Origin of the sequence: Acidisarcina sp., assembly GCA_035539175.1 — a bacterium.
Lineage (GTDB): Bacteria > Acidobacteriota > Terriglobia > Terriglobales > Acidobacteriaceae > JANXZS01.
This window is the reverse complement of the sequence record DATLIY010000007.1, coordinates 71,650-96,350: the sequence shown is the minus strand read 5'-3', so window position 1 is coordinate 96,350 and position 24,701 is coordinate 71,650. Positions and strand designations below refer to the sequence as shown.

Genomic DNA, 24,701 nt, shown 5'->3' with positions numbered 1-24,701 from the left:
AGGGAGGCTGTCCTTTTTCCTGCTTTTTCGGTATCGTTTTCACGAAAGAAAAAACAGGTATTTGTACTCGTCGTGGATTGATTCACGGGTGTTTCTGCGCGTGAAGACAATGCCCCAGACGAGGCTTCCAAACGATCAAAAGAGGGAATCCATGACGCTAAGCTGTAATCGTTTACAAAAATTCCTGCTGTCGATGGCAATCTTGTTGCCTGCTGGGGTGGGATCTCTCTCCGCCCAGCAGCGGCCTCCCGCGGTACCGCTGGTGGCACACGATCCTTACTTCAGCATCTGGTCCATGAACGACAAATTGACGGACGGAAATACGCGTCATTGGACGGGAGCAGAGCAACCGCTGGCCGGGCTGGTTCGCATCGACGGAAAACCGTATCGCGTAATGGGAGCAGAGCCTCGCGACGTTCCCGCGCTGGCACAGACCTCTCTGCGGATGACGCCGACGCATACGATCTACACCTTTGCGGGAAGTGGAGTGGAGGTAACGTTGACGTTCTTCACCCCCGCACTGGCCCAGGATCTCGACATTCTCTCGCGGCCGGTGACGTATCTGAGTTGGCAGGTCAAATCGACGGAGGCGACGAGCCACCAGGTCTCGCTCAACCTGGACGTGGATTCGCGAGTAGCGGTGAACTCCAGTGACCAGGAAGTGGTGTGGGGGCGCTCTCACGCAGGCGGATTGTCGGTGCTGAACGTTGGCTCGCGGGAGCAGAAGATGCTGAACCGCTCCGGCGACAATCTGCGCATCGACTGGGGCTACTTCCATCTGGCCGTGCCGGACAGCGAGCATGCCACGCTGGCGACTTCGGATGCAGCGATAGAAGAGTTTGCGAAATCCGGCCGGCTGCCGGCGGATGACGATATGGAGATGCCGAAGCAGCCTCGCGATGGAGCGGCGCGGCTGGCGGTGGAGTTCGATCTGGGCAGCGTCGGGGCAGAGGCGCAACAGCGCCACGTACTGCTCTCCTATACGGAAGATTTTGCGATTGAGTTGATGAATCGCAAACTGCATCCCTACTGGCAGCGGAATGGGCAGACCGTGCAGTCCATGCTGACGGATGCGGAGGCGCAATACTCCGCCCTGGACGCTCGCGCGGCAAAGTTCGACGCGGAATTGACGGCGGATCTGGAGCGGGTTGGCGGCAAGGGATATGCGGATCTGGCAGTGCTGGCCTATCGGCAGACACTCGCCGCGCACAAGCTGGTTGCCGACCTGGATGGATCGCCTGCGTATTTCCCGAAGGAGAACTTCAGCAATGGCTGTATTGCAACCGTGGATGTGCTGTATCCCTCGGCGCCGTTTTTCCTGCTGCTGAGTCCGCGTCTGCTGGAGGCGCAGTTGAAGCCCGTGCTCGATTACGCCAATCTGCCCCGCTGGCGGTGGCCTTTTGCTCCGCACGATCTGGGGCAGTATCCGCTGGCGAACGGGCAGGTGTACGGCGGCGGCGAGCGCACGGAAGAGAATCAGATGCCGGTGGAGGAGAGCGGAAACATGCTGATCCTGGTAGCGGCACTGGGCAAGGCGGAAGGGAACTACCACGTCGCGGAGCAGTACTGGCCGCTACTCTCCAAATGGGCGGAATATGTGCGTCAAAAAGGACTCGATCCGGAGAACCAGCTATCGACGGACGACTTCGCCGGGCACCTGGCGCATAACGCGAACCTCTCCATCAAGGCGATTGACGGACTGGCGGCCTACTCGCAGATGGCGCGGGCACTGGGCAAGGCCGCTGTTGCGGAGGACTATGGCAAGGCAGCGAGAGAGATGGCCGCGAAGTGGCAGCAACTGGCCATCGATGGGGACCACTACAAGCTGGCCTTCGACAAACCCGGCACATGGAGCCAGAAGTACAACCTGGTGTGGGATCAGGTGCTGGGGCTGAACATTTTTCCGGCAAAAATTCGTGAGACGGAGATTGCCTTCTACGAGAAGCACATGAATGAATATGGGCTGCCGCTGGATAGTCGCGAAACCTACACCAAGCTGGACTGGGAAGTGTGGACGGCGACTCTGGCCAGCACTCCGGAGCACTTCCAGACGCTGTTTGCGCCGATTCCGAAGTGGATCAACGAGACGCCAAGCCGCGTTCCGCTGACCGACTGGTACGACACGAAGTCAGGAAAGATGATCGGCTTCCAGGCGCGCTCGGTGGTAGGCGGAGTGTACATCAAGGCGTTGGCCGATAAGGACACCGCTGCGAAGTGGCAAGGACGTGCAAGGCAGTAAGCCGAACAGTGCGGAATGCAGCGAGGCCTCTTCGAATCCGAAGAGGCCTCGCTATTTTAAAAGCTTATTTTGTGGAACGCCCGCATCGTACACTCGGGCGATTGCCCCCACCGCATTTAGATCTCTGCGGCGGAGTCCGGAAGGTTGCGTTGCTGCTGGAACCAGTCGATGGCAACCGACAGGCAGGAATATTCCTCTGCAGGCAGATGGGAAGCAAGGTTGACGATTCCGATCAGTGCCAGGCCGACCAGGTCAGGAAAGAGCATCGGGGCCATGGGCGGCGCTCCGTTGACCAGCTTATCGAAGATGCTGGAGCCGGGAGCAACAAGGTTCGCCTGAAGATGAAACCAGAATCCAAGGATTCCGACGAGCGCCTGAAGGATCATCACTCCCATGCAAAGATCGAGAAAGCGGCGGCGTACCGGCATCATGAGCGGCACGAGCAGAAAGCCAGTGGCAAGTGCGCTGGAGATGACCGGGATCCACTCCGTCTTTGCAAAGAAGCCGTTGGAGGCGTGGTCGGTCAGCGAGAGGACAAAGTTGCCGAAGAAGCCTCCCAGCGCGAGGAACATGACCCAGCGGGACCAATCGATGCTGCGGGGATCGACGAGCCGGTTCATCAGCAACAGGAAACCGAGTCCCGAATAAGCAAGCGGAGCGACGAACGGGGCCGCATAGGTCAGACTGCGGAGGGTACGTTCGAGAAAGAAGTGGCTCTGCAGATGCAGGACGACTCCGGTCAATCCGATAAGGAGCGAAACCCAGCCGATGAGATGCCCGACATCCCGCCACGGCGCTGTTTTATGCCACACCCACTTGAGCGCGATGCAGAGGGCGAGCAGCACCGGCGCCGCGATGGAGAAGTAGAGCGGAATGTACTCGGCAGGCTTGCGAAACCGGTTGACCGAGTGAGCAAGATAGATATCCGCGGCAAGCACGGCTAGGTTCGAGGTGACGAAGAGCTCCACCCACAACTGCGCGTCATAGATCCAGGCCATGCGCGGATTGGCCAGCAGGGGCCAGCGCCGGCTGAGCCAGTTACTTGCCGGCATGCTGCCTCCGCAGTTCCGCGTCCATCTGCTTCAACTGGATGGTCTTCTGCAGCATGGGGTAGTTGCCGTGCCACTGAACGAAGTCGGCGCCTCCCATATACGCGGCATGCTTGGAGGTGCGTCCATCGTAGTGCCACAGATCAAAGTAGAGGAAGTCGACCGGGCTGGAGAAGGGAGGACCGGTAATGATGCCGTCCTTGCGCAAACCATCGACGATGGCCTTGGCTGCCAGCACGTGAGCATTGGTGTTGCTGATAACCTGCTCGCCCTGCGCATAGACGCGATCGACGACGCTCTTGGTATGGCACTGCAGGCAGACCTGCTGCATGTTGGCCTGGGCGCGGAGATAGTTGGGCCGCCTCTGGCTCACCGCATCTGCCAGATACCAGGAAAGACGCTCCGAAGGATCGTGCGTGACCTTGAGTCCATTGATGCCGCTCATGTGACAGGTGGCGCAGGTCGGCACGAACATATCACGGGTGGTCAGCGATTTGGGTTCGGCATCGAGGTTGAGGAGATGCTCCTGCGCAGCAAACATAACGCCATGCTTGGATTCGTCATAGATCTCGATCTGGGAGTGATCCGGCCCCATGTGGCATTGCCCGCAGGTGCTGGGCCGGCGTGCAAGCGCAACCGAGGTGGTGTGGCGTGAGTGACAGTTGGTGCAGGTGCCGATGGTTCCATCGTCGTTGGGCTTACCGACGGAGTGGCACTGCTCGCAGCCGCTCTTCATGGCGGAGTTGCCCTCTGCGGTGACGAAGGGATGCGGCGGGCGGCGCGTGCCGCCGGGCTGGTACTGCTCGGAGAAATTGACCTGCTCGGGCGAAAGCCCCTTTTCGCCATAGATAGCCGCCCACGAGGGTGCGGCATGGCGGCTGTGGAGGAACTCCTGGTAGATGCCCTCATGGCAACTGCGGCAGTTTCCCGCGGTGAGGTGCGTGCTGATCACAAATCCGTGGTGATCCTGCTTCTGCTGGCCCTGCGCGGGCTGGTGGCAGTCCAGGCAGTTGATGCCTTTCTTGGCATGGGCGCTCATCTCGTATTCATGCACGATGGAGTACTGAGTACGCGCATGACACTCGGCGCACTTTCCCGAGGCGCGAACGAAGTCGGCGGTGGGCTGTTGAACCTCGGCCTTGGGGCGCTGACGATTCAGGAAAAACGCAGAAAGGATAAGCGCGAAGGCGATGACCACGGCGACAAAGATCGAGCGAAAAGACATTCCTGGGCCTCGAGACAAATAAGACTGGTTTTGAAAGCTGCGGTCAAGAGAGACGCAGCCGCTTGCTCACAATAATAAAAATGAGATGTGAGAGGACAGCACTAAAGTCACAGACAGACATTTATTTTTGAGCACAAACAGGTATTTTTTTTAAAAAAAACGAAGGCAGGGCAATAGAAAAGGCAGGCTCAAGGCCTGCCCTGGTAGCTTTGCGGTGATTTGACGGCTATTTGCCGGATTTTGCCGGGGCCGAGGTGGTGGTACCTTCCAGCACGGAGTGCGATCCGTGCGCGCGCGCCATCAAAATCGTCAGGCTGATGGAGGTGCAGGTGAAGATGACCGCGGACCAGGTCGTCAGCCGGGTGAGCAGGTTCGCTGCGCCGCGTGGGCCAAAGGCCGTCTGAGATCCCTGACCGCCGAAAGCACCGGCGAGGTCTGCGCTCTTGCCCTGCTGCAGCAGGACAACGCCAATCAAAAAGAGCGAGACGATGACGTGAATCACGATGACGAAACCTAGAAGATAGCTCATGCGGATATTTCTTTGAAAGACCTCAGCCGGAGTGCTTTACCCGGAAAATGGTTGGGTTGTTCGTTGGTGCGGAAGGGGGGACTTGAACCCCCATGCCTTTTGGGCGCCACCCCCTCAAGATGGTGTGTCTGCCAATTTCACCACTTCCGCAATTCGTGGAACGATCCGTAGCTGAGTATAGCAAAGCAACTCGAAGAATCCAAAGCGCGCGCTACTGCACAGTAACGGCTCAGTTTGTTCTACCTCCACGAATCAATGTGTACACGCCGATCAGAGACCGTGAGCGGCACGAATTGTTCTGCTAAACAGAATTTCCTAGATGGAAGATTGGCTCAACCCCAGGTGCGCGTGCGAGCAGCGCCTGCTCCTCTGCGGGATCGAGTGGCTTGTAGTTCTGCGCCACGTCCATGGCAAGACGGAAGTAGGTTTCGTCTCCCGGCGGAACAGCGGCAGTGATGGGATGGCCAAGCGTCCAGCGCAGGCCGAGGGAAGCCTCCTGAGGATAGCCCGCAGGCTGATACCAGCATTTTGGCTGAGGATGATTGTTCCGCTCGTCGGCTTTCCAGGTCGTCTTGGCCATTCCTTTCAGCGCGAGGACGCCGACGCCTTTCTCCTGTGTGCGCTGGAGCACCTGCGGCCCGAAATTGGCGCGCGAATAGAGCACCCAATTTACCGGGAAGAGGATGCTGTCGAAGTTGTAGCGGTCCAGGGCGGAGAGGGCTGTTTCCACGGAATGCGCCGAAAAACCAATAAAGCGGATCTTGCCTTCCTTGCGTGCGGCTTCAAATGTCTCCATCGCGCCGCCAGGGCCAAGCACCTGGTCGAGGTCCTTCATCTTGGTGAGTGCGTGGAACTGGTAGAGATCGAGGTGATCGGTCTTGAGCAGCTTCAGGGAGTCTTCCAGTTCCTTGCGTGCGCCTTCTTTATCGCGGGCATCGGTCTTGCAGGCCAGAAAGCTCTTGCTGCGATAGGGTTCGAGAGCGGGGCCAAGGCGCTCCTGCGCATTGCCATAGCTGGGTGCGACGTCGAAGTAGTTGATGCCGCGATCGACTGCCTCAGCGACGATCTCTTTCGCGTGGCCGGGCTCAGCGTCTTTGACCACGATTCCGCCCATACCGATGATGGAGAGGCTCTCGCCCGTCTTGCCGAGCTTGCGGCGTGCGATGGCATGTGTGTTGGTGGAGGCTGCCAGCGAATCAGGGACATTGCTGGATGCCGCAGCGGCCGCTGCGACGATTGCGCTCTGCTTCAGAAAATCGCGTCGTTCCATGCTCATGTGCTCCTGCAAACTATTTTGCCAGAGGCGGCGGAGGTTGTCTTGCGGCTTCGATATGCCGTGATGAGGTATTACATCGATTTTCTACCGCATCAAAGAAGGGAAATGGGAGTGGAGAGCGTCCTAGAAGTGTTCGAGCAGGGATGCGAAGCCGGAGAGTTCCAGAAAGCGCTGGCCTTGAGGAGCAGGATTGACTGCTTCATGTTCCAGAATCCAGGTATGCGGATGATGCACCAGCACCGCGTGGAGACCGGCCGCGAGCGCAGGGTTAATGTCGGAGCGCGGACTGTTGCCGATCATCCAGGTATTGGCGTAGTTCAGGTTGTGCCGGCGGCAAACATCCACATAGGCGGCGGTGTCCTTCTCCCGGGGAATTTCGACTGCGGAGAAGTATTCGGAGATGCCGGAGCGGGCGAACTTATCGGCCTGTTCGGTCCGGTGGCCCTTGGTCATCAGGATGAGCTGGTGGCGCGAGGCGAGGTTGGGCAGAGCTTCGCGGACACCCTCGAGTAGTTCGATCTCGCGATCGGCGATGGCCTGGGCAAAGCTGAGGATGCGGGCGTGCTTCTCCTCGGTAATCGGCTCGGTGCTGAGGTGCTCAAAGCAGGCGACGAGGGAGCGGCGAAAGCTGGTGAGTCCATAGCCGTGCTCGCGGATGGTCTCCCGTTCAGCGCGGTTAAGCTCCTCGCGCACCTGCTCCCGCGTGTACTTGTGATGGTTGAGATAGGTGATGAAGGAGGCGATGGCCTGCTCAAAGTAGATGTTGTTTTCCCATAGCGTATCGTCCGCGTCCATAAGGAGCGTCTGGCGCGAAATAGAACGATGAGCGAAGGCAGTCATCCACCTCCAGCTTAGCGCACTCTAGCGGAAGAGAAGCGGAGCAAAGGTCGTCAGATTGCGCCGCCATACCATCCAGGTATGTGCACCGGGCGTTTCGATGGTTGTCGGCTTGATGCCCTGCGCATTCACCCAGGCGATGAATTTGTGGTTGGAGTCGAGCAGATGGTCGCTGGTGCCGCAGGCGATCCACAGCAGCTTGATGCGGTCTGCGTCCTTTGCGCTGAGCGCAGGAAAGATCTGCGAATAATTATCCCTGGCCACGCCATTGGTCAGGCCGCCCATGCTGAAGGAGCCGATCCACGCAAACTTATCGAGGTTGTTGAGCCCGGTATAGAGTGACTCGGAGCCTCCCATCGAGAGGCCGGCGATGGCGCGGTCCTTGCGGTCGCTGGAGACCTTATAGCTGCGCTCCACCTGGGGTATTACCTCGGTGAGCAGGGCATCGCGAAACTTGTCGACATTGTGCTGCGTGAGTTCAGGGTCATCAAAGTTGTGGCTGTTATGCGAGGCGTAGTTCGGAACGCCATAGCCCAGCGTCATCACGACGAGCATCGGCTTTGCTTTGCCTTGTGCGATCAGCGAATCGAGAATGAAATTGGCTTTGCCTACCTCGCTCCAGCCGCTGGCGTCATCGCTGAATCCGTGCAACAGGTAGAGCACCGGATATTTCGTCTTTGCCCTGGCATCGAAGCCGGGCGGCGTGTAGACGAAGTAGTCACGATCATCGCCGATCACGGCCGAGTGGTAGAAGTGGTGATGCAGTTCTCCGTGCGGTATATCCGTCCTGTCCCAAGGCTGAGGCACATCTCCGGGCACATCGAGCAGATTGCTCGGCGAGAGCAGGTTGCTCTTGTAGCTGGTATTTTGCGGGTCTACAACCAGCGTGCCGTCCACGTCAAAGACGTAGCCGTAAAGATCCGGTTCCAGGACTGGCGTCGTCACGCTCCACAGGCCCTCGGCATCTTTTGTAAGCGGAAGGTTCTGTGCCGTCTCCAGCTTGACAGAGACCTTCTGCGCGTTGGGCATGAGCAGGCGGAAGGTAACAGTGTGATCGGGGTGCACTTCAGGAGAGACAGGAGCAAGTGGCTGCTGCGAGAAGACCGGGAGGGCCGCAAACATTGCCACGACCAGCGCGGCAAAGCAGGAAGGGCGAAGCACGGTGGTTTTCATAGACACGCCAGTGTACAGGGATTCGCTTCTGGAGCGAAGGCCATCCATCGACTTAGCGTGTTACTGAATTGTGGGCCGGGGAAGAGACGCAGGAGAACCGAAAGCGGCCAGAACCGCTTCCATGCGGCTGGAGACACCGAGCTTTTCAAACATGCGGAAGAGGTGATTCTTTACCGTGTGTTCGCTCACGTGGAGAGAAGCCGCAATTTCCTTGTTACTAAAGCCCTCGGCAAGAAGCATGAGGACCTCCTGCTCACGCTTGCTCAGGAGTGCTTCCGCGTCGGCGGTGACGATCGGGGAGCGCTTGATCTGCGAGAGTGTTTCCACGAGATATTGCAGTTGCAGGCTATTGGCCCATATTTGCCCGTTGTTGATCTGCTTGACTGCTTTTGCCAGCATGTCGAGATCGGGCACAGGATACTGCATAATTCCGCGGGCTGCCGATTGGAAGGCGCTGACGACATCGTCGCGTTCGAGGCTTTCGGCGAGCAGCAGGGAACGGGTCTCCGGGTGGGAGCGTGCCAGTTGCTGAATCGCGGCAAGGCCAGAACGGCGGCCTTCGTTCAGATTCTCCCTGACGACGGCAATGTGAGCATCGTGGTCGATAGCGAGCCTGAGCAGGTCCGAGGTATGGAATGCATAGCCAACGAGCCGGAAATCAGGGTACCGCGCCAGTGCGCGCCCCAGAGCTTCACAATTTGCCTGGCCCGTGTCCGCGATCACTATCCTGGTAGGGGTATCGCCCATCCGTGAACCCAACTCTGCGTGGTGATGATTTGTGGTGTCTGGTTACATGTATGCCGCTTCAATGAGCTCCAGGACTGCAGCAAACTAACGGCATTATGGCATCTGGAGTCGCGAAAGGAACTACCACGAAAGATATTTGACTCGCATGGGACGGGGGTTAGCTTGATAGGCAATAGAAGCGAAGTTTCCCTGAGGGTTGCAATACTTTGCGGGTAGACTGATGGCAGCAAAAGGACCATCGTAGGTCCAATTTCTCATAACCGGGGAAGCACCGGATTGTTAAACAGAGGCAACTTGATGGTACTGCTTGGGTGTCTTAATTGGCAGTAAAGGATTCGTGTAAAGAATTCATCCTGAGGGAAATGCATGTCTAACGTTTTCGACTTCTCCGCTGCTTCCGGGGCACAGGCGGCGGAACCGGTCAGAATTGCGGTCATTGGTTCCGGTTATGTCGGGCTTGTTGCTGCAGCCTGTTTTGCCGAATTGGGACATCTTGTTGTGTGCGTGGACAATGACGAGGAGCGGGTCGCCTCTTTGCAGCAGGGACATGTACCGATCCATGAGGACCTGCTGCCGGAGCTGTTGGCGCGGCATAGCGGTAAGTCGTTGGCTTTTAGTTCGGATCTGGTTTCTGCGGTTGAGGAGTCCGAGGCAATCTTTATCGCCGTTGGCACTCCGTCCACGGAGAACGGCGATGCCGATCTTTCGTATGTCGAGTCGGTGGCCGCGGAGATCGCGCGCACGATGACGGACTACAAGGTGATCGTGGAAAAGAGCACCGTCCCGGTCTACACCAGCGGATGGATTGCGCGCATCATGAGCCGCAACCAGGTCCCGGAGTCCCAGTTTGATGTTGTGTCCAATCCCGAGTTTCTGCGCGAGGGAACGGCAGTGGGCGACTTCCTTCATCCTGACCGGATAGTGATAGGCACAAGCAGCGACCGGGCCTTCGCGATTATGGAGCGCATCTATCACCCCCTGACCTCCGGCGAGTACTACAACCAGGACACCAGCGTCCCTGGCGACTGCAGCCAGGCCTCTCCCGCGCTGCTCCTGCGGACATGCCCGGCGAGCGCCGAGCTGATCAAGCATGCGTCGAATGCATTCCTGGCGATGAAGATCAGCTTTATTAATTGCGTGGCGAATATGTGCGAGGCGGCGAACGCGGATATCGGCGAAGTCGCGAATGGGATCGGGTCCGACAGAAGAATCGGGCGAAACTTCCTGAAGGCTGGCCTGGGGTATGGCGGATCCTGCTTCCCCAAGGACGTAAAGGCATTTCGCGCCGTAGGTGCGGAGATGGGGCTCGATCTGGGCTTGCTGGAGCATGTCGAGCGAATCAATAACAACCAGCAAAAGCGTTTCCTCCACAAGGTTCGCTCCGCCTTATGGACACTGCGGAAGAAGAAGCTGGGGGTGCTTGGACTGTCTTTCAAGGGCGGTACGGACGACATCCGCGAATCTCCGGCGATACGGATGGTGCAGGCATTTCTGGTGGAGGGTTGCTCGATCGTAGCCTATGATCCGGCGGCAATGGAGAATTCCCGACCCCTGTTTGTCGGTCAGGATGTGTCGTTCGTGGAAGAGGCTGCGGATGTTGCAGACCAGGCGGATGCGCTGATTATCCTTTCGGACTGGCAGGAGTTCACGCAACTCGATTTTGCCGACATTAAGCGGCGGATGAAGTATCCCATCCTGCTGGACGGCAGGAATCTTCTGGATCCGCGGCAGATGGCGAGTCTCGGCTTTACGTATCTGAGCGTTGGCCGGCCAACCTATGAGCCGCAACCGGCGCCAAACTTCATCAACAAGGCGGTCATTTAGATGCGTGCCCTGGTCACAGGAGCGGCAGGCTTTCTAGGCTCGCATCTGGTGGATGCGTTGCTTGCCATGGGACACCAGGTCGTAGGAGTCGACAACTTCCTGACGGGAACCAAAGAAAATCTTGCCCATCTGGCCAGGAACGCGAACTTCGAGTTCCTAGAGCAGGACATTACGCTTCCGTTCGACGTAGGGAAGGTGGATTACGTATTCAATCTTGCGAGTCCCGCGAGTCCCGTGGATTACATGACCTATGGTGTCGAAACGTTGATGGTGGGCTCCGCTGGGACGCGTGAGGCGCTGGAGATCGCCCGTCGCTACGATGCAGGCTTTCTGCACACCTCCACCTCGGAGTGCTATGGTGATCCTCATGTTCATCCGCAGCCGGAGAGTTACTGGGGCAACGTCAATCCGATCGGCCCAAGATCGGTGTATGACGAAGCGAAGAGATTTTCCGAAGCCTTGATCATGGCCTATCACCGCTACTACGGGGTGGATACCCATATCGTGCGGATCTTTAATACCTATGGCCCGCGGCTGCAGATGCAGGATGGCCGGGTGATCTCGAATTTTATGTCGCAGGCGCTGCGGGGCGAAGACATCACGATCTATGGAGACGGTACCCAGACGCGCAGCTTCTGCTACGTTTCCGACCAGATCGATGGCATTCTCAAGCTGGCCCAAAGCAGCGAACACCGGCCGGTGAATATCGGGAATCCCGAAGAATTCACCATGATCGAATGTGCGCAGGAGATTCTTAAGCTGACTGGAGCGATCAGCAATCTCAGGTTCGAGCCATTGCCCGAGGATGATCCCAAACAGCGCAAACCTGACATTACACGGGCAAGGGAAGTGCTCGGCTGGTCACCGAAAATCGATCTCCAGGAAGGGTTGAAGCTGATGCTTCCCTGGTTCCGCGAGCACGTAGAACCGCCGAAAACCGCAGCCAGCTCCAATGCCTGAGCAGTTATCTATGACTTGGTCAGTTCCTCAAGCAAGACCTTCGCCTTGGTCGCCAGGGTGGAGGCTCCATCAACATCGTCGACGGTGAGTGCCTGCTTGGCCTGCTTGAGATAGGTACGAATCTGTGTCGCGGTTTCCTGCTCCTGGGTATTCAACGCGCGTTTGATTGCGTTCAGTCCCTGCTCCGTATTGCTGATCAGATCCGAGGTGTCATGCCGTTTTTGCGCTCCATTGGCACCTTCACCGCTGGATAGCTGGCCGATGGGCGAGACTCCGGAAGGCTCGACCGCGGCTTGTTGAACCGGCGCGGAAGCAGGCTCCGCCGAGTTCGGCACCATCGGCTTGGCCGCCGAGGGTTTGGACTTGGCTCTCACTCCGGAGGTCTTCTTCCGTGTGCTTGCCTGGTGCTTCGGGGATGGTGGAGGGGGCGGGGCTACCTTCGGCTTCGTCGGCTCGGGAGTAGTCGGCGGCGCGTCAGTTGTTTGCGGAAAGGGCGACGGGTACATGACTCCCGCCTGATCGGTAGTCGTGGGAGCCTGGGCCGCAATGGGAGGCTTCGTCTTGGCTTTTCTGAAGGCGCACCCCTGCAGCAGCGCAAGGGAAAGAGCCATAAGGACGATCTTGCCTGCCTGCTTCATGCCTGGGGCTCCACGGATGGCGTTATCGTGCCGACAAGGTGTCCGCGCAGCCTCGATTCGACCGGATTATTTAGCGGAATTCGAAGTGTAAACGTTGTGCCTTCACCTGGCACGGATTCAACATCCACGCTCCCATTATGCAACTGGATAATGCGGTATGTCATGGCAAGACCGATACCACTGCCCTCTTTTTTTGTGGTGAAGTAAAGGTCAAAAATCTTCTCCAGGAGATCGTCGGGAATTCCTTCTCCTTCATCGCGGACGCTCAACATGGCAGTACGTCCATCTTCGACCAGGCGGACCTCGAGAACTCCGCCCTCGGACATGGCCTGGGCCCCATTGAGAATAACGTTCAGCAGTGCCTGGCGCACCAGATCGGTATCGATCTTGACGAGCACTGGCCGCTCAGGCACGCGGCTAACTACTTTGACATTACGGGTTTCCATCTCGGCCGAGGCCAGCATCAGAACCGATGTAACCACGGATCGCAGGTCGCTCTCCTGCAGGCGCAGTTCGACGGGGCGGGAGAAGTCGACGAGGGTCTGGACGACGCGATCCAGCCTCTGGATCTCGCTCTCGATGATCTCAAGGTGGCGCAAGGCGCGTGCGTCGGAGCTATCCAGTTTATTTTTAAGCAGTTCCAAATGAACCACGATCGCGTTGATGGGATTCTTGACCTCGTGGCCAACGCCGGAGGTGAGGCGCCCAATGGCAGCCATGCGCCGCGAGAGTTCCAGTTCGCTCTCGATCTCCTGGACGGATTCGAGGTCGTGCAGCGTTAACAGGGCACCCAAGGAATTGGGAGAGGCATGTTCTTCACGGATAAAGTCCAGCGAAACCTCGATGTGCCTGTCGGTCTCAGTCGTGATCTCCTCCTGGACCAGGGCGATTCCGCCATCGAAGGCTTCGCGCACGGTGCGTCCCAGGAGGCTCTCGCCATCAAAAATCTCGCGTACCTCGGCACCCAGAATGTCCTCCCGTCCCCGGAGCAGGAAGCGCTCCACCGACGAGCTGACAAGGACGGCGCGTCCGGTGCGTGTAAAGAGGATGATGCCGTCCTGCAAATTGGTCAGGATCTGGTCGAGGTTTTCCTTCAGGGCAGAAAAGACCTCCTCGACGTTGCGCATGCGGCGGCCAAGCTTTTCGATCTTGTTGGAGACGAGGACGACGGCATCCCCGGAGCGCGGAGCCTCCAGTTCGCCGGCGGTTTCCGCCTCTGCGCGGTCGAGTGCGTCGAGCCGGATACTGATATCCTCCAGCGGCTGGAGCGCCAGGTTGGCAACCAGTGCGGAGGCCAGGAGCGAAAGCAGGATGGCGAGGCCCGTAAAGGCGATGGCGGCGGAGATCCACGGCTGGAAGAGATTTCGCAGAAAGGTGGTGCGAATTCCGACGTGCACGGTGGCGAAGGGCTGACCGTCACGGCCCAGTGGAAGAACCACGTCATAGACGCGGGGAGGCCCAAAGACCGTCGATAAAAGCCGGATTACATTGCCATCGCGCAGGTCAATATAAAGAGGGCGAGAGGGAAGAATGGTATCGATTGCGCCCGGGTCGGTACTGGTGAACGCGCGATTATCGTTGTCGGCAATGGAGACGTCGAAGACCGTCGGGGAGTAGCGGATGACCGAACTCAGCAAAGCGCTCAGCCCCTCGTCGCGTCGCAGGGTATTGGCTACGGCGATCCGGAGGGATGCCGGATCGTTGAGATCCTCTGGAGGCCTGGTCATCCCCGTCTCCAGCGCATGGCGGGTGGCGAAGAGAACCTGGTGCGCCACGAGATCGGTGTTTTGATAGGACTGCGAGATCTGTTGACGGAGCAGTTCCGTGAGATACAGCATCGAAAGCACACCAGCAACCAGAAATACGAGGCCGGTGATGGCTACTACGAGCTTGGTCTTAAGACGCATGGCAGACGTCGGCTATCCTTCAACCGTCTCACTGTTCGCGGTGGAGCTGCCGTATTCTTTGAGCTTGTTGTGCAGGGTCTTCAAACTAATATCGAGTATCTCGGCGGCCTTTGTTTTGTTATTGTGGGTCGACTCCAGCGTCTTGAGGATGAGTCGTCTCTCTGCTTCGTCCACCGTAGTGCCAACTTCGAGCGAAACACTATTGAGCGGGCCTGAATCCCTGCTGGGCATGCGCACACCCTTGCCGAAGCTCGGGGGCAGATGGTGCGTTGTCAGATAGCCCTCTTTGCACAGAATAACGGCACGCTCAATTGTATTCCGTAACTCGCGCACATTGCCGGGCCAATCGTACTGCATAAGCCGGGTCAGCATCTCGGGATCGATGCCGCTGACGTTGCAATCGTGCTTCTTGTTCATATCGTTGAGCATGGACTCGACCAGGGCGGGAATATCGTCCTTGTGCTCGCGCAGCGGAGGCATATGAATGTTGAAGACGTTGAGGCGGTAGTAGAGATCACCGCGCAGTTCCCCGGAAGCGACGGCCTCCTCCGGGCTCTTGTTCGTGGCGGCGAGCACGCGGACGTCCATCGAGGTTTCCATCTTGCTGCCGAGGCGGCGCAGCTTTTTCTCCTCTAGCACGCGCAGGAGTTTGGCCTGCGTACCGATGGGCATCTCGCCGATCTCGTCCAGCAGAAGGGTTCCTTCCTCGGCCAGTTCAAAACATCCCGCACGGCGCTCCATTGCCCCGGTGAAGGCGCCTTTCTCATGGCCGAAGATTTCGCTCTCGATGAGCGTCTCGGGAATGGCGGCGCAGTTTACGGCAACAAAAGGCTTGAGCTTGCGGGGGCTGAGCTCGTGCAGGGCCCTGGCGACTAGCTCCTTGCCGGTACCGCTCTCACCGGTAATGAGAACAGATACATTGCTGGGAGCCGCCTGCTCGATAAGAGCATAGGCCTCCTGCATCTTGCGGGAAGAGCCGACAAGAGGCCCGAGAATGCCAGTATCGCGGAGTTTGCGCCGGGTAACCTCCAGCTCGCGCTCGGTGTCGCGCTGGCGGCTTGCATTAGCCAGAATGGTGCGCAGACGCGTCGGATCGACCGGCTTCTGGATGAAGTCGTAGGCGCCCATCTTCATCGCTTCGACCGCACGCTCAATGCTGCCCTGGGCAGTAAGGACGATGACGGCAAAGTTCTGGTGCAGCTCATTGAGCCGCTCAAGCAACTGAATGCCGTCCATACGGGGCATTTTGAGGTCGGTAACGACGATCCCCGGCGTCCAGGAGGCTACCAGGTCGAGCGCTTCGATCCCATCCCGGGCGGTCTCCGTACGGTAGCCCCATCCCGAGACCAGCTCGGCAAGACCGACCAGGGCATGCATTTCATCCTCAACGATCAGGACTTTCTCTTGTGTTGACATAGACCCTATTACGCACCAATCCCCTTTTGTATCACGTCAACCCTGCAAAGTATCGTTTTTGGGGCGCCGCGGGGAAGGATTCGGGAGCGGGCTCGGTATATTCTGGCACAATGCTCCCTTATGAGATAGACGCACCGGCGCTGAAAACGCTCCTGACAGACGGCAATGCCCACCCGCGAACCGAGGGCGATGCACCCGGTTTGGTGCTTCTCGATGTGCGGGAACCCTGGGAATATGCCACCGCCCGTATTGAAGGCAGCATTTTGATGCCCATGGGCGAGGTCCCCAGCCGCGCATTTCAGGAGATCGACCCGGAGAGTCATATTGTGACCATCTGCCACGCCGGGGTGCGATCGATGAACGTGGCAGTCTGGCTGAGGAACCAAGGATTCGAGCAGACGCAGTCGTTGCAGGGAGGAATCGATGCCTGGTCGCGACTGGTGGACCCCAAGGTTCCTCGCTATTGAGCGGCCGATCCTGCGGATGCGTCAGGTCTGCTTCGCAGTTCCTGTGACCAGGCTCGCTGGCGCAGCGCTTCTACTCCGCAACGCTTATACTCTCTAGTTCGGCTGTGTGGATGCGCCGATTCATTTGCCGTTTTCGACGGAGAGGAAGCCCTACCGATGTCATCAAAAGCAGTTGCCTACGCCCATACCCAACAGGATCGCTTTCTGCAGGAACTCTTCACCTTGCTTCGCGTGCCCTCAGTTTCTACCTTGCCAGAGCATGCGGGGGATGTTCGCCATGCGGCGGAGATGCTCGTGAAAGAGCTGCAGCGCATTGGGATGGAGCACGTGAGACTGATCGAAACCGCAGGTCATCCGCTGGTATATGCGGACTGGTTGCACGCGGAAGGCAAGCCCACCTGCCTCTGCTATGGCCACTACGACGTGCAGCCCGCAGAGCCGCTGGAAGAGTGGCACACTCCTCCCTTTGAGCCGACCGTGCGCGACGGCAACGTGTATGCCCGCGGCGCCGTGGACGACAAGGGCCAGATGTACATGCACGTGAAGGCCCTGGAATCTCTCTTGCAGGCTGACGGGAAGCTGCCTCTGAATGTTCGCGTGATTCTGGAAGGGGAGGAAGAGGTGGGCGGCGAGGCAATCGCCAAGTTTGTCGCGGAGCACCCGGACGAGCTGAAGGCCGATTTCGCGCTGATCTCCGACACCGAGATGTTCGCTCCCGATCTGCCAACGCTCTGCGTAGGGCTGCGCGGCATGATCTACACCGAGATCGAAGCGCGTGGAGCGAAGACCGACCTGCACTCCGGGATGTATGGCGGCGCCGCACCGAATCCGTTTATTGCGCTGGCGCAGATCATCGCGCAGTTGAAGGACGCGAACGGCAGGATCCTGATTCCCGGATTCTATGACAAGGTTGCAAAACCGAGTGCCGACGAGCTGAAGGCGTGGAAGAGCCTGCCCTTCGACGAAGAGCACTACCGGAAGAGTGAGGTGGGCTCCAGCGTATTGACGGGAGAAGAAGGGTACTCCGTGCTGGAGCGGACCTGGGCGCGGCCGACGCTGGACGTTCACGGCATGCCTGGAGGCTTCATCGGCGCAGGCGCGAAGACGGTGATCCCGGCCAGGGCGGTGGCCAAGATCTCGATGCGCCTGGTGCCCGACATGACGCCGCAGGAGACCTTCGCACTCTACAAAAAATATGTGGAGTCCCTGCGGCCGAAGGGAATTGAGCTGGAGGTGCGCCTGATCCACTCCGGTGACCCGATTGTTGTGGGAACGGACAATCCCTACGTCAAGGCCGCGCAGAAAGCGATGCACGAGGTGTGGGCGAAGGATACGGTATTTATTCGCTCGGGCGGCTCGATTCCCATTGTTGGTGACTTCGAGCGTCATCTGCACATACCCAGCGTCATGATGGGCTTCGGTCTGCCGGACGACAACCTGCACGCTCCGAATGAAAAATTCCACATTGCGAACTTCTACCGCGGCATTGACTCGCTGATTCTGTTTTTGGAGGAAGCGGGAAGATGACCCCACGGGATGCAGGCTTGCTGGAGGTCGAAGGCTTCGTCCTTGCCGGCGGCCGCAGCATCCGAATGGGACAGGACAAGGCACTGCTGGACTTTAACGGAATGCCGCTGGTTCAACTGGCGCTCAGGAATCTCGGCACTGTAACCGAGTCGCGGCGCATAGTGGGCGATAGGCCGGACCTGACTTGCTTTGCGCCAGTGGTTCCCGATCTACAGGCATCCTGCGGGCCGCTGGGGGGCATCTGCGCCGCGCTTAAGGCCACATCCACTGACTGGAATCTATTCCAGCCAGTAGATGTGCCGCTGCTGCCTGCGGGGTTTCTGCGGTGGATGGTCCGCAGGGTGTCGCAGACCAGAGCGCTGGCCACGGTGCCAGCGGTCGGCGGCATGCCGCAGCCGCTCATCGCCATCTATCACCGTGCGCTTCTGCCGGAGTTGGAACAGCGGCTGATGACGGGAGACTATGGAACGATTCGTGCTATCGAAGCCGCAGTGGCAAAGGAAGGCTGTTCCGGGGGCTGCATGGACTTCTTCCACGTAGAAACGCTGGCAGCGGCGGGTCACTTTGCCGGTATTGAGACGGGAGACCGCATCGGTAGATGGTTTGAGAATCTGAACCGCCCGGTTGATCTGGAGAACTGTGCAGCAAGCTGAGAATAGCGAACTTTGCCGCGGCGCTGCGGCATCCAATACTCTGTTCCTTTACTCTGTTCTTTGGATCGTCTGTTTTCTCCATCAACAGTTACGTATAAACATTCCATCCTTAGGGAGAAGCCTCTGAGTTCGATACCGCAAGGCGAACAACCGGATGCGGACGTGCCGATTGCCGATTCGTCAAGAGACGGCGATCAGACGGTTCGCGATATTCCAAAGCTAGTGGTGGAGACGCACCTGGCGAAGAAGGATGCTGCGAGCTCTGCCTACATTGCCTTCGAACACGTTTACAAATCTTTTGGCGACCTGCACGTTCTGGATGACGTGAGCTTTTGCGTGGGACAAGGTGAAACACTTTGCATACTCGGGCGCAGCGGGGTGGGGAAGTCTGTTTCGCTGCAAAACATCATGGGATTTCTAAAGCCCGACTCTGGACGCATCTATGTTGCGGGAGAAGACATCACACATTTCGATGAGAAGCAACTGCAGGTGTTGCGAAAGAAAGTGACCATGGTGTTTCAAAATGGGGCATTGTTCGATTCGCTATCTGTAGGCGAGAATGTCGCATTTCCGCTTCGTGAGCGCCACGAACTGGAAGATGACCAGATCGACCAGGTGGTGAATGGCCTCTTGGACATGGTGGGAGTTTCGGGGATGGCAGATCAGTTGCCTTCGGACCTGTCTACTGGGATGAAGCGATCGGTTGCAATCGCGCGGGCTTTGGCTGCGCAGCCGGAAGCGATTCTCTACGACGAGCCGACGACAATGGTCGATCCGCTTATGGCTCGGCTGCTAGGCAACCTAATTCAAAAGTTGAAGCATCAGTTACGATTAACGAGCATCGTAGTAACCCACGATACGCGGTTCGCAGAGCGGTTGGCGGACAGGGTCTTGTTTCTGAATCAAGGGAAGGCATGGTTTTTTGGAACGCTGGATGAATTTCGAGCTTCTCAGGATCCAGTAGTACGGCAATTCCTTGATCTGGATGCACTTGAGGTACCTCAGGGGTAAACGTAGGTCCTCTACAACTTCCGTATCTTCACCGAATTTTTGCTTGCCGTATTACCGCAGTCAGTGGATTCTAGAAGCAGAAAGTATTCGTTGGAAACGATGTGTTTTCGTAACCATCACTGGTGGGAATACTAAAAAATGAATGAGCGGCGCTGTTATAATAAGCGTTACTGTCAGTTCATAACACACCCCACGGGAAACATGAGCGCGAGCGTTTGGGATTTGTACCGCTTGCCTCAAGAGAAATGTGACAGGCTTGCCGCCAAAGTTCTTCGCAGACTGCTACGCGTAGAACAATGGTTCACCCGCAATTTCAGGTACGCGGTAGTGTGGAATACCGCTGCGGCCTGAAGACGGGTACCTGCGACACTGCACCCTACTTAATCTGCAAAAAGCATTCTTCGGAATTCAACGCATCATCCACCAGAGTGTGACACTCCAACGGGCCTGTGACTTTAGTTTGCAGTGTCCGTTAGAGAGTGGAACATAAGGTCAAATACACGACTCATGGCTACTTCAGAGTTTCTACAACGTCTGACGGTGAAGGCCCCGGAGACCAACGACTCGCAGAACCGCAGCAGGGCTGTGGCTGCAGCGGCACGTTCCACGCGTGCTTCGATGGTCTTGTGGGTGCTCACCGACGTGGTGACTGTATTGTTTGCGTTAATGGTCTCGATTGAAGTGACCTTTGGCGGGTTAGGACAGGGGCTGCACGCGGTTCATTCTTCGGCATCGAATCTGCCCTCGTTTCATCATCCTCTGACATTGCTTCTGGGCTATCTCATATGGTTTATCGCGGCCATTGTGCTGGTCAGCCGTCGTTACCATCTCTACGAGCCCTTGCGGATTTCCAGTACCTTCCATGAGCAGCGGATGACCATGCAGGCCTGCTTCACGGCCGGCTTGTTGCTGACGGGCAGCTTGTACCTGGTGCATGGCGAGGTTATCTCGCGCACGCTGGTGCTGTTGATGATCATGCTTACCACCGCTGCGCTATGCGTGCGCCGCCTGGGATGGCGTGCCATCCTTTACCGCCGGTTTGAACGGGGCCTGGAGACGCGCAACATTCTGATCATCGGAACCGGGCGAATCGGCCAGGCGCTTCGCCACCACATCGATAGCGTTCGGCATCTTGGTTACACCTTCAAGGGATACATCCATGTCCCGGGAGTCGATCTCGACATTCCTTCGATGAGCGGTGAAGTCCTGGGCGGAGTGGATCACGTCTTCGATCTGGCACGGGAACATTTTGTTGATGAGATATTTGTTGCCAGTCCGTGTGAACGGGGCCTGGTAAAGCACATCGTGGCGCAGGCACGGAATGCCGGTGTCGATATACGTGTCGTTCCGGATCTCTACGACGGCCTGGCCTGGAACAGCGAAGTGGAATACGTGGGGCAATTTCCCACGATCCCGCTGCATCGCGGTGAGGCACATGAGATAGGGTACTTCCTAAAGCGGATGCTGGATGTCGTGCTGTCGTCCGCGACCATGCTGGCAATCTCACCGCTGCTAACCGCGATTGCGATCGGCGTCAAGCTGGATTCTCCCGGACCGATCTTCTATCGCTCCGAGCGCATCGGTAAAAAGGGCCGTGTCTTCAAATGCGTGAAGTTTCGTACGATGGTGCGCGATGCGGAGCGTCGCCGTGCGGATATCCTGCATATGAACGAGCGGGACGGCGTCCTGTTCAAGATCACCAACGATCCGCGGATCACGCGCCTGGGGCGTCTGCTGCGGAAGTACTCGCTCGATGAGTTGCCGCAGTTCTACAACGTACTGCGTGGCGATATGAGCATCGTTGGGCCGCGTCCTCCGCTGGCCAGTGAAGTGAAACAGTACGAACTAAGCCATCTGCGGCGTCTGGATGTGACCCCAGGCATCACCGGCTTGTGGCAGGTACAGGCGAGGCAGGATCCATCCTTCGATAGCTATATTTCGTTGGATACCGCTTATATCGAGAACTGGACCTTGTGGCTGGATATCAAGATCCTGATTCGCACGGTAGCGGTTGTCGTTCACGGGACTGGCAGCTAGTTGCGGCCAGTCCTGCCTCATCTTTGCTGCTCCTAGTGTGTACTCCAGGTCTTGTCCGCTGAGTTGCAGAGTGGTTCCAGCGGACAGTCCGCGCAACGCGGCTTTCGCGCGATACAGATCTCCCGGCCATGGTGGATCATCTCGTGCGAGAAGGCGATCCAGTGATCCTGCGGAATAATCTTCATCAAATCCTGCTCCACCTTTGCCGGGACCGTGTTGTGCGTCAGACCCAGGCGCATGGATAGGCGCAGAACGTGCGTGTCCACGACGATCCCGGCGGCTTGCTTGTAGGCCACTCCGAGCACGACGTTGGCCGTCTTGCGAGCCACACCGGGAAGCGTCAACAACTCCTCCATGGTGCGGGGAACCTTGCCGTGAAACTCGCTCATCACCCGTTTGGCTGCGCCTGAGATGGACTTTGCCTTGTTGTGGTAGAAGCCCGTGGAGCGGATCTCGGCCTCGATCTCCGGCAGGGAAGCAGCGGCAAAGGCAGCGGGCGTCGGAAACTTGCGAAAGAGCGCGGGGGTAACCATGTTGACGCGGGCATCGGTACACTGAGCCGAGAGAATCGTCGCTACCAACAACTCCCATGCATTGCGATGGTGCAGCGCGCACTCAGCCCCAGGATAGGTCTCTTCCAGGATCCTGAGAATCGAGGCAATCCGCTCAGGCGCCAGATCCGATTGAGAGGAGGACTTTGTCCGCGGCTTGACGGAGGCGGTTTTTGCTGTGGGCTTGGCTGCCGTTGTCCTGGGCGACGCGGGCCGGTTCTTCGTGGTGCTCAGCGATGCGGTTTTCCTGGTTGCCATGGGCCTCTATCCTAATCGATTCTGTCTGGCTTTCCACGTCCCGCGTCGCGTCAGAAGGCAGCGGCGAGAACACGTGACCGTGCGTTGAATACTCTCGTTTATACTCAACGAGGATGACAGAGAAAATCTTAGTTGTTCTGGCCCACTTCATCATCTCGGTGATCTCGGCTGGGGGGTATGCAGGAATCGTCTTTCTGATGGCGGTGGAGTCGGCTTGCGTGCCTCTTCCATCGGAGATCATCATGCCATTCTCCGGCTACCTCGTCTTCATGGGGCGGTTTCATCTCATTTGGGTAGCCACCGCTGGCGCCATCGGCTGCAATGTGGGCTCGGCTATTGCCTACTGGATTGGCGCCTATGGCGGAAGACCGATGGTGGAGCGGTATGGCCGGTTTGTTCTGCTCAGCGAGCATGATCTGGATCGCACGACACGCTTCTTTTCCAAGTATGGTTCCATCACCGTCTTCGTTGCCCGATTGCTGCCCGTGGTACGAACTTTCATTGCTCTGCCGGCAGGAATTGCAAAAATGCCGCAACTTCGTTTTCACGTCTACACGTTTTTAGGATCGTGGCCGTGGTGCTTCATCCTTGCCTATGCCGGAATGAAGCTGGGGGAAGGGTGGGAAACCGATCCAAGGTTCAAGGCCGTCTTTCATCAGTTCCACACCGCGGTCGTCGTTCTTCTGGTGTTCGGAATTGCGTGGTTCCTCTGGTCTCACCTGAAAAGTCGCTTCTTGCGGTCTGGGGAAGCATCGTGACTGTTGAAACCGACTACATTGCCCCTCGGCACTTGCTGCTTGCCATCGGTTCACTCCAGGGGTGATTCTTATGAATCTTTAATTGTTATGTATTTTGAGAGGAAGGATCGGTAAGAAATGTCTACTGTTCAGGATAGCGGTGCCAATTCGAGATCGCAGATTCAGCCCGCTACGGGCAAATTAGGGGTTATGATCGTCGGCCTGGGGGCCGTCGCTACCACTTTGATCGCCGGTGTGGAAGCAGTTCGCAAGGGTCTCGCCAAGCCCATCGGATCCATTACACAGATGGGCACGATTCGTCTTGGAAAGCGCACTGAATCGCGGACTCCACTGATTCATGACTTTGTGCCGCTCGCCAAGCTGGACGATATCGTGTTCACCGGGTGGGATATCTTCAAAGATAACGTGTATGAGGCGGCCAGCAACGCCAAGGTTCTGGACAAGGATCTGCTGCAGCAGATCAAGCCCTATCTTGAGACCATCAAGCCTCTGCCGGCAGTCTTCGACCAGTATTACGTCAAGCGCCTGCAAGGGACGAACGTAAAGAAGGGCAAGAACAAGCGGGATCTGGCCGAGCAGGTACGGGAGGACATCCGGGCATTCAAGAAGACCGTTGACCGCGTCGTCGTGATCTGGTGCGGATCGACCGAGATCTTCCTGGAGCCTCACCCGGTGCAAGACTCCCTCGCCGCCTTCGAGAAAGGCCTGGACGAGAACGACATCAACATCGCTCCTTCCATGATCTACGCGTATGCGGCACTTTCCGAGGGGGTTCCCTTCGCCAATGGCGCGCCGAACCTTACCGTCGATATGCCAGTAATGCTCGAGCTCTCGAAGAAGAATTCCGCGCCTATTTGCGGCAAGGACTTCAAGACGGGGCAGACGCTGATCAAGACCGTCCTTTCGCCGGCGTTCAAGGCGCGCATGCTCGGCGTCAGCGGCTGGTACTCGACCAACATCCTCGGTAATCGCGATGGGGAAGTGCTGGACGATCCCGAGTCTTTCAAGACCAAGGAAGAGTCCAAGCTGGGAGTTCTGGATTTCATCCTGCAGCCTGAGCTATACCCTGAGCTCTATGGCAACATTTATCACAAGGTTCGCATTAACTATTACCCGCCACGCGGTGATAACAAAGAGGGTTGGGACAACATCGACATCTTTGGCTGGCTCGGATATCCGATGCAGATCAAGGTCGATTTCCTCTGCCGGGATTCCATTCTCGCCGCTCCGATCGCGCTGGATCTGGTTCTCTTCATGGATCTGGCCAAGCGCACAACGGGACTGAAGGACCTTGGCATCCAGGAGTGGTTGAGCTTCTTCTTCAAGTCGCCAATGACTGCGCCCGGACTGTACCCCGAGCACGATCTCTTTATTCAGTCGATGAAGCTGAAGAACACGCTGCGCCACATCAGGGGCGAGCAACTGATCACCCACCTGGGCCTGGAATACTACGATTGATGCTGCCCGCAGGTCTTCCGCGTTTTTGACCGTTGCTCGAATGTACGGACGGCGAAGACGCTGTAAGACTCCAAGCGGTTGGCACTTACCAGGAACGAATCGAAGGACGGCATGGCAATTAGCCCTGCCGTCCTTCGATTTTGCACAGCGGGAAGAGGAGG

General features: G+C 57.8%; 21 protein-coding genes and 1 tRNA gene. 10 read left to right on the top strand and 12 right to left on the bottom strand.

Features of this window, described 5'->3' with window-relative positions; translation table 11 throughout:
- The first annotated feature begins 193 nt into the window (after positions 1-193).
- Positions 194-2,239, top strand: a complete 2,046-nt coding sequence (locus VM554_03080) for a DUF4965 domain-containing protein (protein HVJ07339.1) — start codon at positions 194-196, stop codon at positions 2,237-2,239.
- A gap of 116 nt (positions 2,240-2,355) precedes the next feature.
- Here VM554_03080 and VM554_03075 read toward each other — a convergent pair whose 3' ends face one another.
- The 8 genes from VM554_03075 to VM554_03040 form a co-directional block, all read right to left on the bottom strand.
- Complete coding sequence (locus VM554_03075; GenBank protein ID HVJ07338.1) at positions 2,356-3,291, bottom strand: hypothetical protein; 936 nt, start codon at positions 3,289-3,291, stop codon at positions 2,356-2,358.
- Positions 3,278-4,513: a multiheme c-type cytochrome gene (locus VM554_03070; GenBank protein ID HVJ07337.1), complete on the bottom strand. Its 1,236-nt coding sequence runs from the start codon at positions 4,511-4,513 to the stop codon at positions 3,278-3,280. The genes VM554_03075 and VM554_03070 overlap by 14 nt, the downstream gene beginning before the upstream one ends.
- A 226-nt stretch (positions 4,514-4,739) precedes the next feature.
- The gene (gene secG, locus VM554_03065) at positions 4,740-5,042 is read right to left on the bottom strand and encodes a preprotein translocase subunit SecG (protein ID HVJ07336.1); all 303 of its coding nucleotides are present in this window, start codon (positions 5,040-5,042) and stop codon (positions 4,740-4,742) included.
- Between the two features lie 64 nt (positions 5,043-5,106).
- Positions 5,107-5,192 (bottom strand) — tRNA-Leu (locus tag VM554_03060).
- A gap of 151 nt (positions 5,193-5,343) precedes the next feature.
- Positions 5,344-6,312: an aldo/keto reductase gene (locus tag VM554_03055; GenBank protein ID HVJ07335.1), complete on the bottom strand. Its 969-nt coding sequence runs from the start codon at positions 6,310-6,312 to the stop codon at positions 5,344-5,346.
- A gap of 129 nt (positions 6,313-6,441) precedes the next feature.
- Positions 6,442-7,158 carry an HAD hydrolase-like protein gene (locus tag VM554_03050; GenBank protein ID HVJ07334.1) on the bottom strand — a complete coding sequence of 239 codons (717 nt, stop codon included), beginning with the start codon at positions 7,156-7,158 and terminating at the stop codon, positions 6,442-6,444.
- Between the two features lie 21 nt (positions 7,159-7,179).
- Entirely contained in the window at positions 7,180-8,328 is a 1,149-nt protein-coding gene (locus VM554_03045) for an alpha/beta hydrolase-fold protein (GenBank protein ID HVJ07333.1), read from the bottom strand.
- Between the two features lie 60 nt (positions 8,329-8,388).
- Complete coding sequence (locus tag VM554_03040) at positions 8,389-9,075, bottom strand: response regulator transcription factor (protein ID HVJ07332.1); 687 nt, start codon at positions 9,073-9,075, stop codon at positions 8,389-8,391.
- A 366-nt stretch (positions 9,076-9,441) separates the two neighbouring features.
- Between VM554_03040 and VM554_03035 the strand changes: the two genes are divergently transcribed.
- Complete coding sequence (locus VM554_03035) at positions 9,442-10,899, top strand: UDP-glucose/GDP-mannose dehydrogenase family protein (GenBank protein HVJ07331.1); 1,458 nt, start codon at positions 9,442-9,444, stop codon at positions 10,897-10,899.
- On the top strand, positions 10,900-11,859 hold the full coding sequence (locus VM554_03030; GenBank protein ID HVJ07330.1) for a UDP-glucuronic acid decarboxylase family protein: 960 nt from the start codon (positions 10,900-10,902) through the stop codon (positions 11,857-11,859). It abuts the gene before it with no gap.
- Positions 11,860-11,867: 8 nt separating this feature from the next.
- Here the strand turns inward: VM554_03030 and VM554_03025 are convergent, their stop codons facing one another.
- Genes VM554_03025 through VM554_03015 form a run of 3 tightly spaced genes read right to left on the bottom strand, consistent with a single transcriptional unit; the run spans position 11,868 to position 15,820 of the window.
- Positions 11,868-12,497, bottom strand: coding sequence for a hypothetical protein (locus tag VM554_03025; protein HVJ07329.1), 630 nt, complete (start codon positions 12,495-12,497; stop codon positions 11,868-11,870).
- Positions 12,494-14,404 (bottom strand): ATP-binding protein, encoded by a 1,911-nt coding sequence (locus tag VM554_03020; GenBank protein ID HVJ07328.1) that lies wholly within the window; start codon positions 14,402-14,404, stop codon positions 12,494-12,496. The genes VM554_03025 and VM554_03020 overlap by 4 nt, the downstream gene beginning before the upstream one ends.
- Positions 14,405-14,416: 12 nt before the next feature.
- Positions 14,417-15,820: a sigma-54 dependent transcriptional regulator gene (locus VM554_03015; GenBank protein ID HVJ07327.1), complete on the bottom strand. Its 1,404-nt coding sequence runs from the start codon at positions 15,818-15,820 to the stop codon at positions 14,417-14,419.
- Between the two features lie 110 nt (positions 15,821-15,930).
- Here VM554_03015 and VM554_03010 point away from each other — a divergent pair, with 110 nt between their 5' ends.
- The 5 genes from VM554_03010 to VM554_02990 all read left to right on the top strand — a co-directional run bounded on the left by VM554_03010 (position 15,931) and on the right by VM554_02990 (position 21,515).
- Complete coding sequence (locus tag VM554_03010; protein HVJ07326.1) at positions 15,931-16,287, top strand: rhodanese-like domain-containing protein; 357 nt, start codon at positions 15,931-15,933, stop codon at positions 16,285-16,287.
- A 156-nt stretch (positions 16,288-16,443) separates the two neighbouring features.
- Positions 16,444-17,814, top strand: a complete 1,371-nt coding sequence (locus VM554_03005; GenBank protein HVJ07325.1) for a dipeptidase — start codon at positions 16,444-16,446, stop codon at positions 17,812-17,814.
- Positions 17,811-18,467 (top strand): molybdenum cofactor guanylyltransferase, encoded by a 657-nt coding sequence (locus tag VM554_03000; GenBank protein ID HVJ07324.1) that lies wholly within the window; start codon positions 17,811-17,813, stop codon positions 18,465-18,467. The genes VM554_03005 and VM554_03000 overlap by 4 nt, the downstream gene beginning before the upstream one ends.
- A gap of 162 nt (positions 18,468-18,629) precedes the next feature.
- Positions 18,630-19,478: an ATP-binding cassette domain-containing protein gene (locus VM554_02995; GenBank protein HVJ07323.1), complete on the top strand. Its 849-nt coding sequence runs from the start codon at positions 18,630-18,632 to the stop codon at positions 19,476-19,478.
- Positions 19,479-19,985: 507 nt separating this feature from the next.
- The gene (locus tag VM554_02990; protein HVJ07322.1) at positions 19,986-21,515 is read left to right on the top strand and encodes a sugar transferase; all 1,530 of its coding nucleotides are present in this window, start codon (positions 19,986-19,988) and stop codon (positions 21,513-21,515) included.
- Between the two features lie 32 nt (positions 21,516-21,547).
- Here the strand turns inward: VM554_02990 and nth are convergent, their stop codons facing one another.
- Positions 21,548-22,324 carry an endonuclease III gene (nth, locus tag VM554_02985; protein HVJ07321.1) on the bottom strand — a complete coding sequence of 259 codons (777 nt, stop codon included), beginning with the start codon at positions 22,322-22,324 and terminating at the stop codon, positions 21,548-21,550.
- 113 nt (positions 22,325-22,437) lie between these two features.
- On the opposite strand from nth, the gene VM554_02980 reads away from it, so the two are divergent.
- Positions 22,438-23,082, top strand: coding sequence for a DedA family protein (locus VM554_02980; GenBank protein HVJ07320.1), 645 nt, complete (start codon positions 22,438-22,440; stop codon positions 23,080-23,082).
- A 117-nt stretch (positions 23,083-23,199) separates the two neighbouring features.
- Positions 23,200-24,540: an inositol-3-phosphate synthase gene (locus tag VM554_02975; GenBank protein ID HVJ07319.1), complete on the top strand. Its 1,341-nt coding sequence runs from the start codon at positions 23,200-23,202 to the stop codon at positions 24,538-24,540.
- Positions 24,541-24,701: the final 161 nt, after the last annotated feature.

Bases quoted from the DNA above. Each gene is read 5' to 3' on its own strand.
- VM554_03080 (HVJ07339.1), top strand. From the start codon at position 194: ATGGCAATCTTGTTGCCTGCTGGGGTGGGATCTCTCTCCGCCCAGCAG.
- VM554_03075 (HVJ07338.1), bottom strand. From the start codon at position 3,291: ATGCCGGCAAGTAACTGGCTCAGCCGGCGCTGGCCCCTGCTGGCCAAT.
- VM554_03070 (HVJ07337.1), bottom strand. From the start codon at position 4,513: ATGTCTTTTCGCTCGATCTTTGTCGCCGTGGTCATCGCCTTCGCGCTT.
- secG (HVJ07336.1), bottom strand. From the start codon at position 5,042: ATGAGCTATCTTCTAGGTTTCGTCATCGTGATTCACGTCATCGTCTCG.
- VM554_03055 (HVJ07335.1), bottom strand. From the start codon at position 6,312: ATGGAACGACGCGATTTTCTGAAGCAGAGCGCAATCGTCGCAGCGGCC.
- VM554_03050 (HVJ07334.1), bottom strand. From the start codon at position 7,158: ATGACTGCCTTCGCTCATCGTTCTATTTCGCGCCAGACGCTCCTTATG.
- VM554_03045 (HVJ07333.1), bottom strand. From the start codon at position 8,328: ATGAAAACCACCGTGCTTCGCCCTTCCTGCTTTGCCGCGCTGGTCGTG.
- VM554_03040 (HVJ07332.1), bottom strand. From the start codon at position 9,075: ATGGGCGATACCCCTACCAGGATAGTGATCGCGGACACGGGCCAGGCA.
- VM554_03035 (HVJ07331.1), top strand. From the start codon at position 9,442: ATGTCTAACGTTTTCGACTTCTCCGCTGCTTCCGGGGCACAGGCGGCG.
- VM554_03030 (HVJ07330.1), top strand. From the start codon at position 10,900: ATGCGTGCCCTGGTCACAGGAGCGGCAGGCTTTCTAGGCTCGCATCTG.
- VM554_03025 (HVJ07329.1), bottom strand. From the start codon at position 12,497: ATGAAGCAGGCAGGCAAGATCGTCCTTATGGCTCTTTCCCTTGCGCTG.
- VM554_03020 (HVJ07328.1), bottom strand. From the start codon at position 14,404: ATGCGTCTTAAGACCAAGCTCGTAGTAGCCATCACCGGCCTCGTATTT.
- VM554_03015 (HVJ07327.1), bottom strand. From the start codon at position 15,820: ATGTCAACACAAGAGAAAGTCCTGATCGTTGAGGATGAAATGCATGCC.
- VM554_03010 (HVJ07326.1), top strand. From the start codon at position 15,931: ATGCTCCCTTATGAGATAGACGCACCGGCGCTGAAAACGCTCCTGACA.
- VM554_03005 (HVJ07325.1), top strand. From the start codon at position 16,444: ATGTCATCAAAAGCAGTTGCCTACGCCCATACCCAACAGGATCGCTTT.
- VM554_03000 (HVJ07324.1), top strand. From the start codon at position 17,811: ATGACCCCACGGGATGCAGGCTTGCTGGAGGTCGAAGGCTTCGTCCTT.
- VM554_02990 (HVJ07322.1), top strand. From the start codon at position 19,986: ATGGCTACTTCAGAGTTTCTACAACGTCTGACGGTGAAGGCCCCGGAG.
- nth (HVJ07321.1), bottom strand. From the start codon at position 22,324: ATGGCAACCAGGAAAACCGCATCGCTGAGCACCACGAAGAACCGGCCC.
- VM554_02980 (HVJ07320.1), top strand. From the start codon at position 22,438: ATGACAGAGAAAATCTTAGTTGTTCTGGCCCACTTCATCATCTCGGTG.
- VM554_02975 (HVJ07319.1), top strand. From the start codon at position 23,200: ATGTCTACTGTTCAGGATAGCGGTGCCAATTCGAGATCGCAGATTCAG.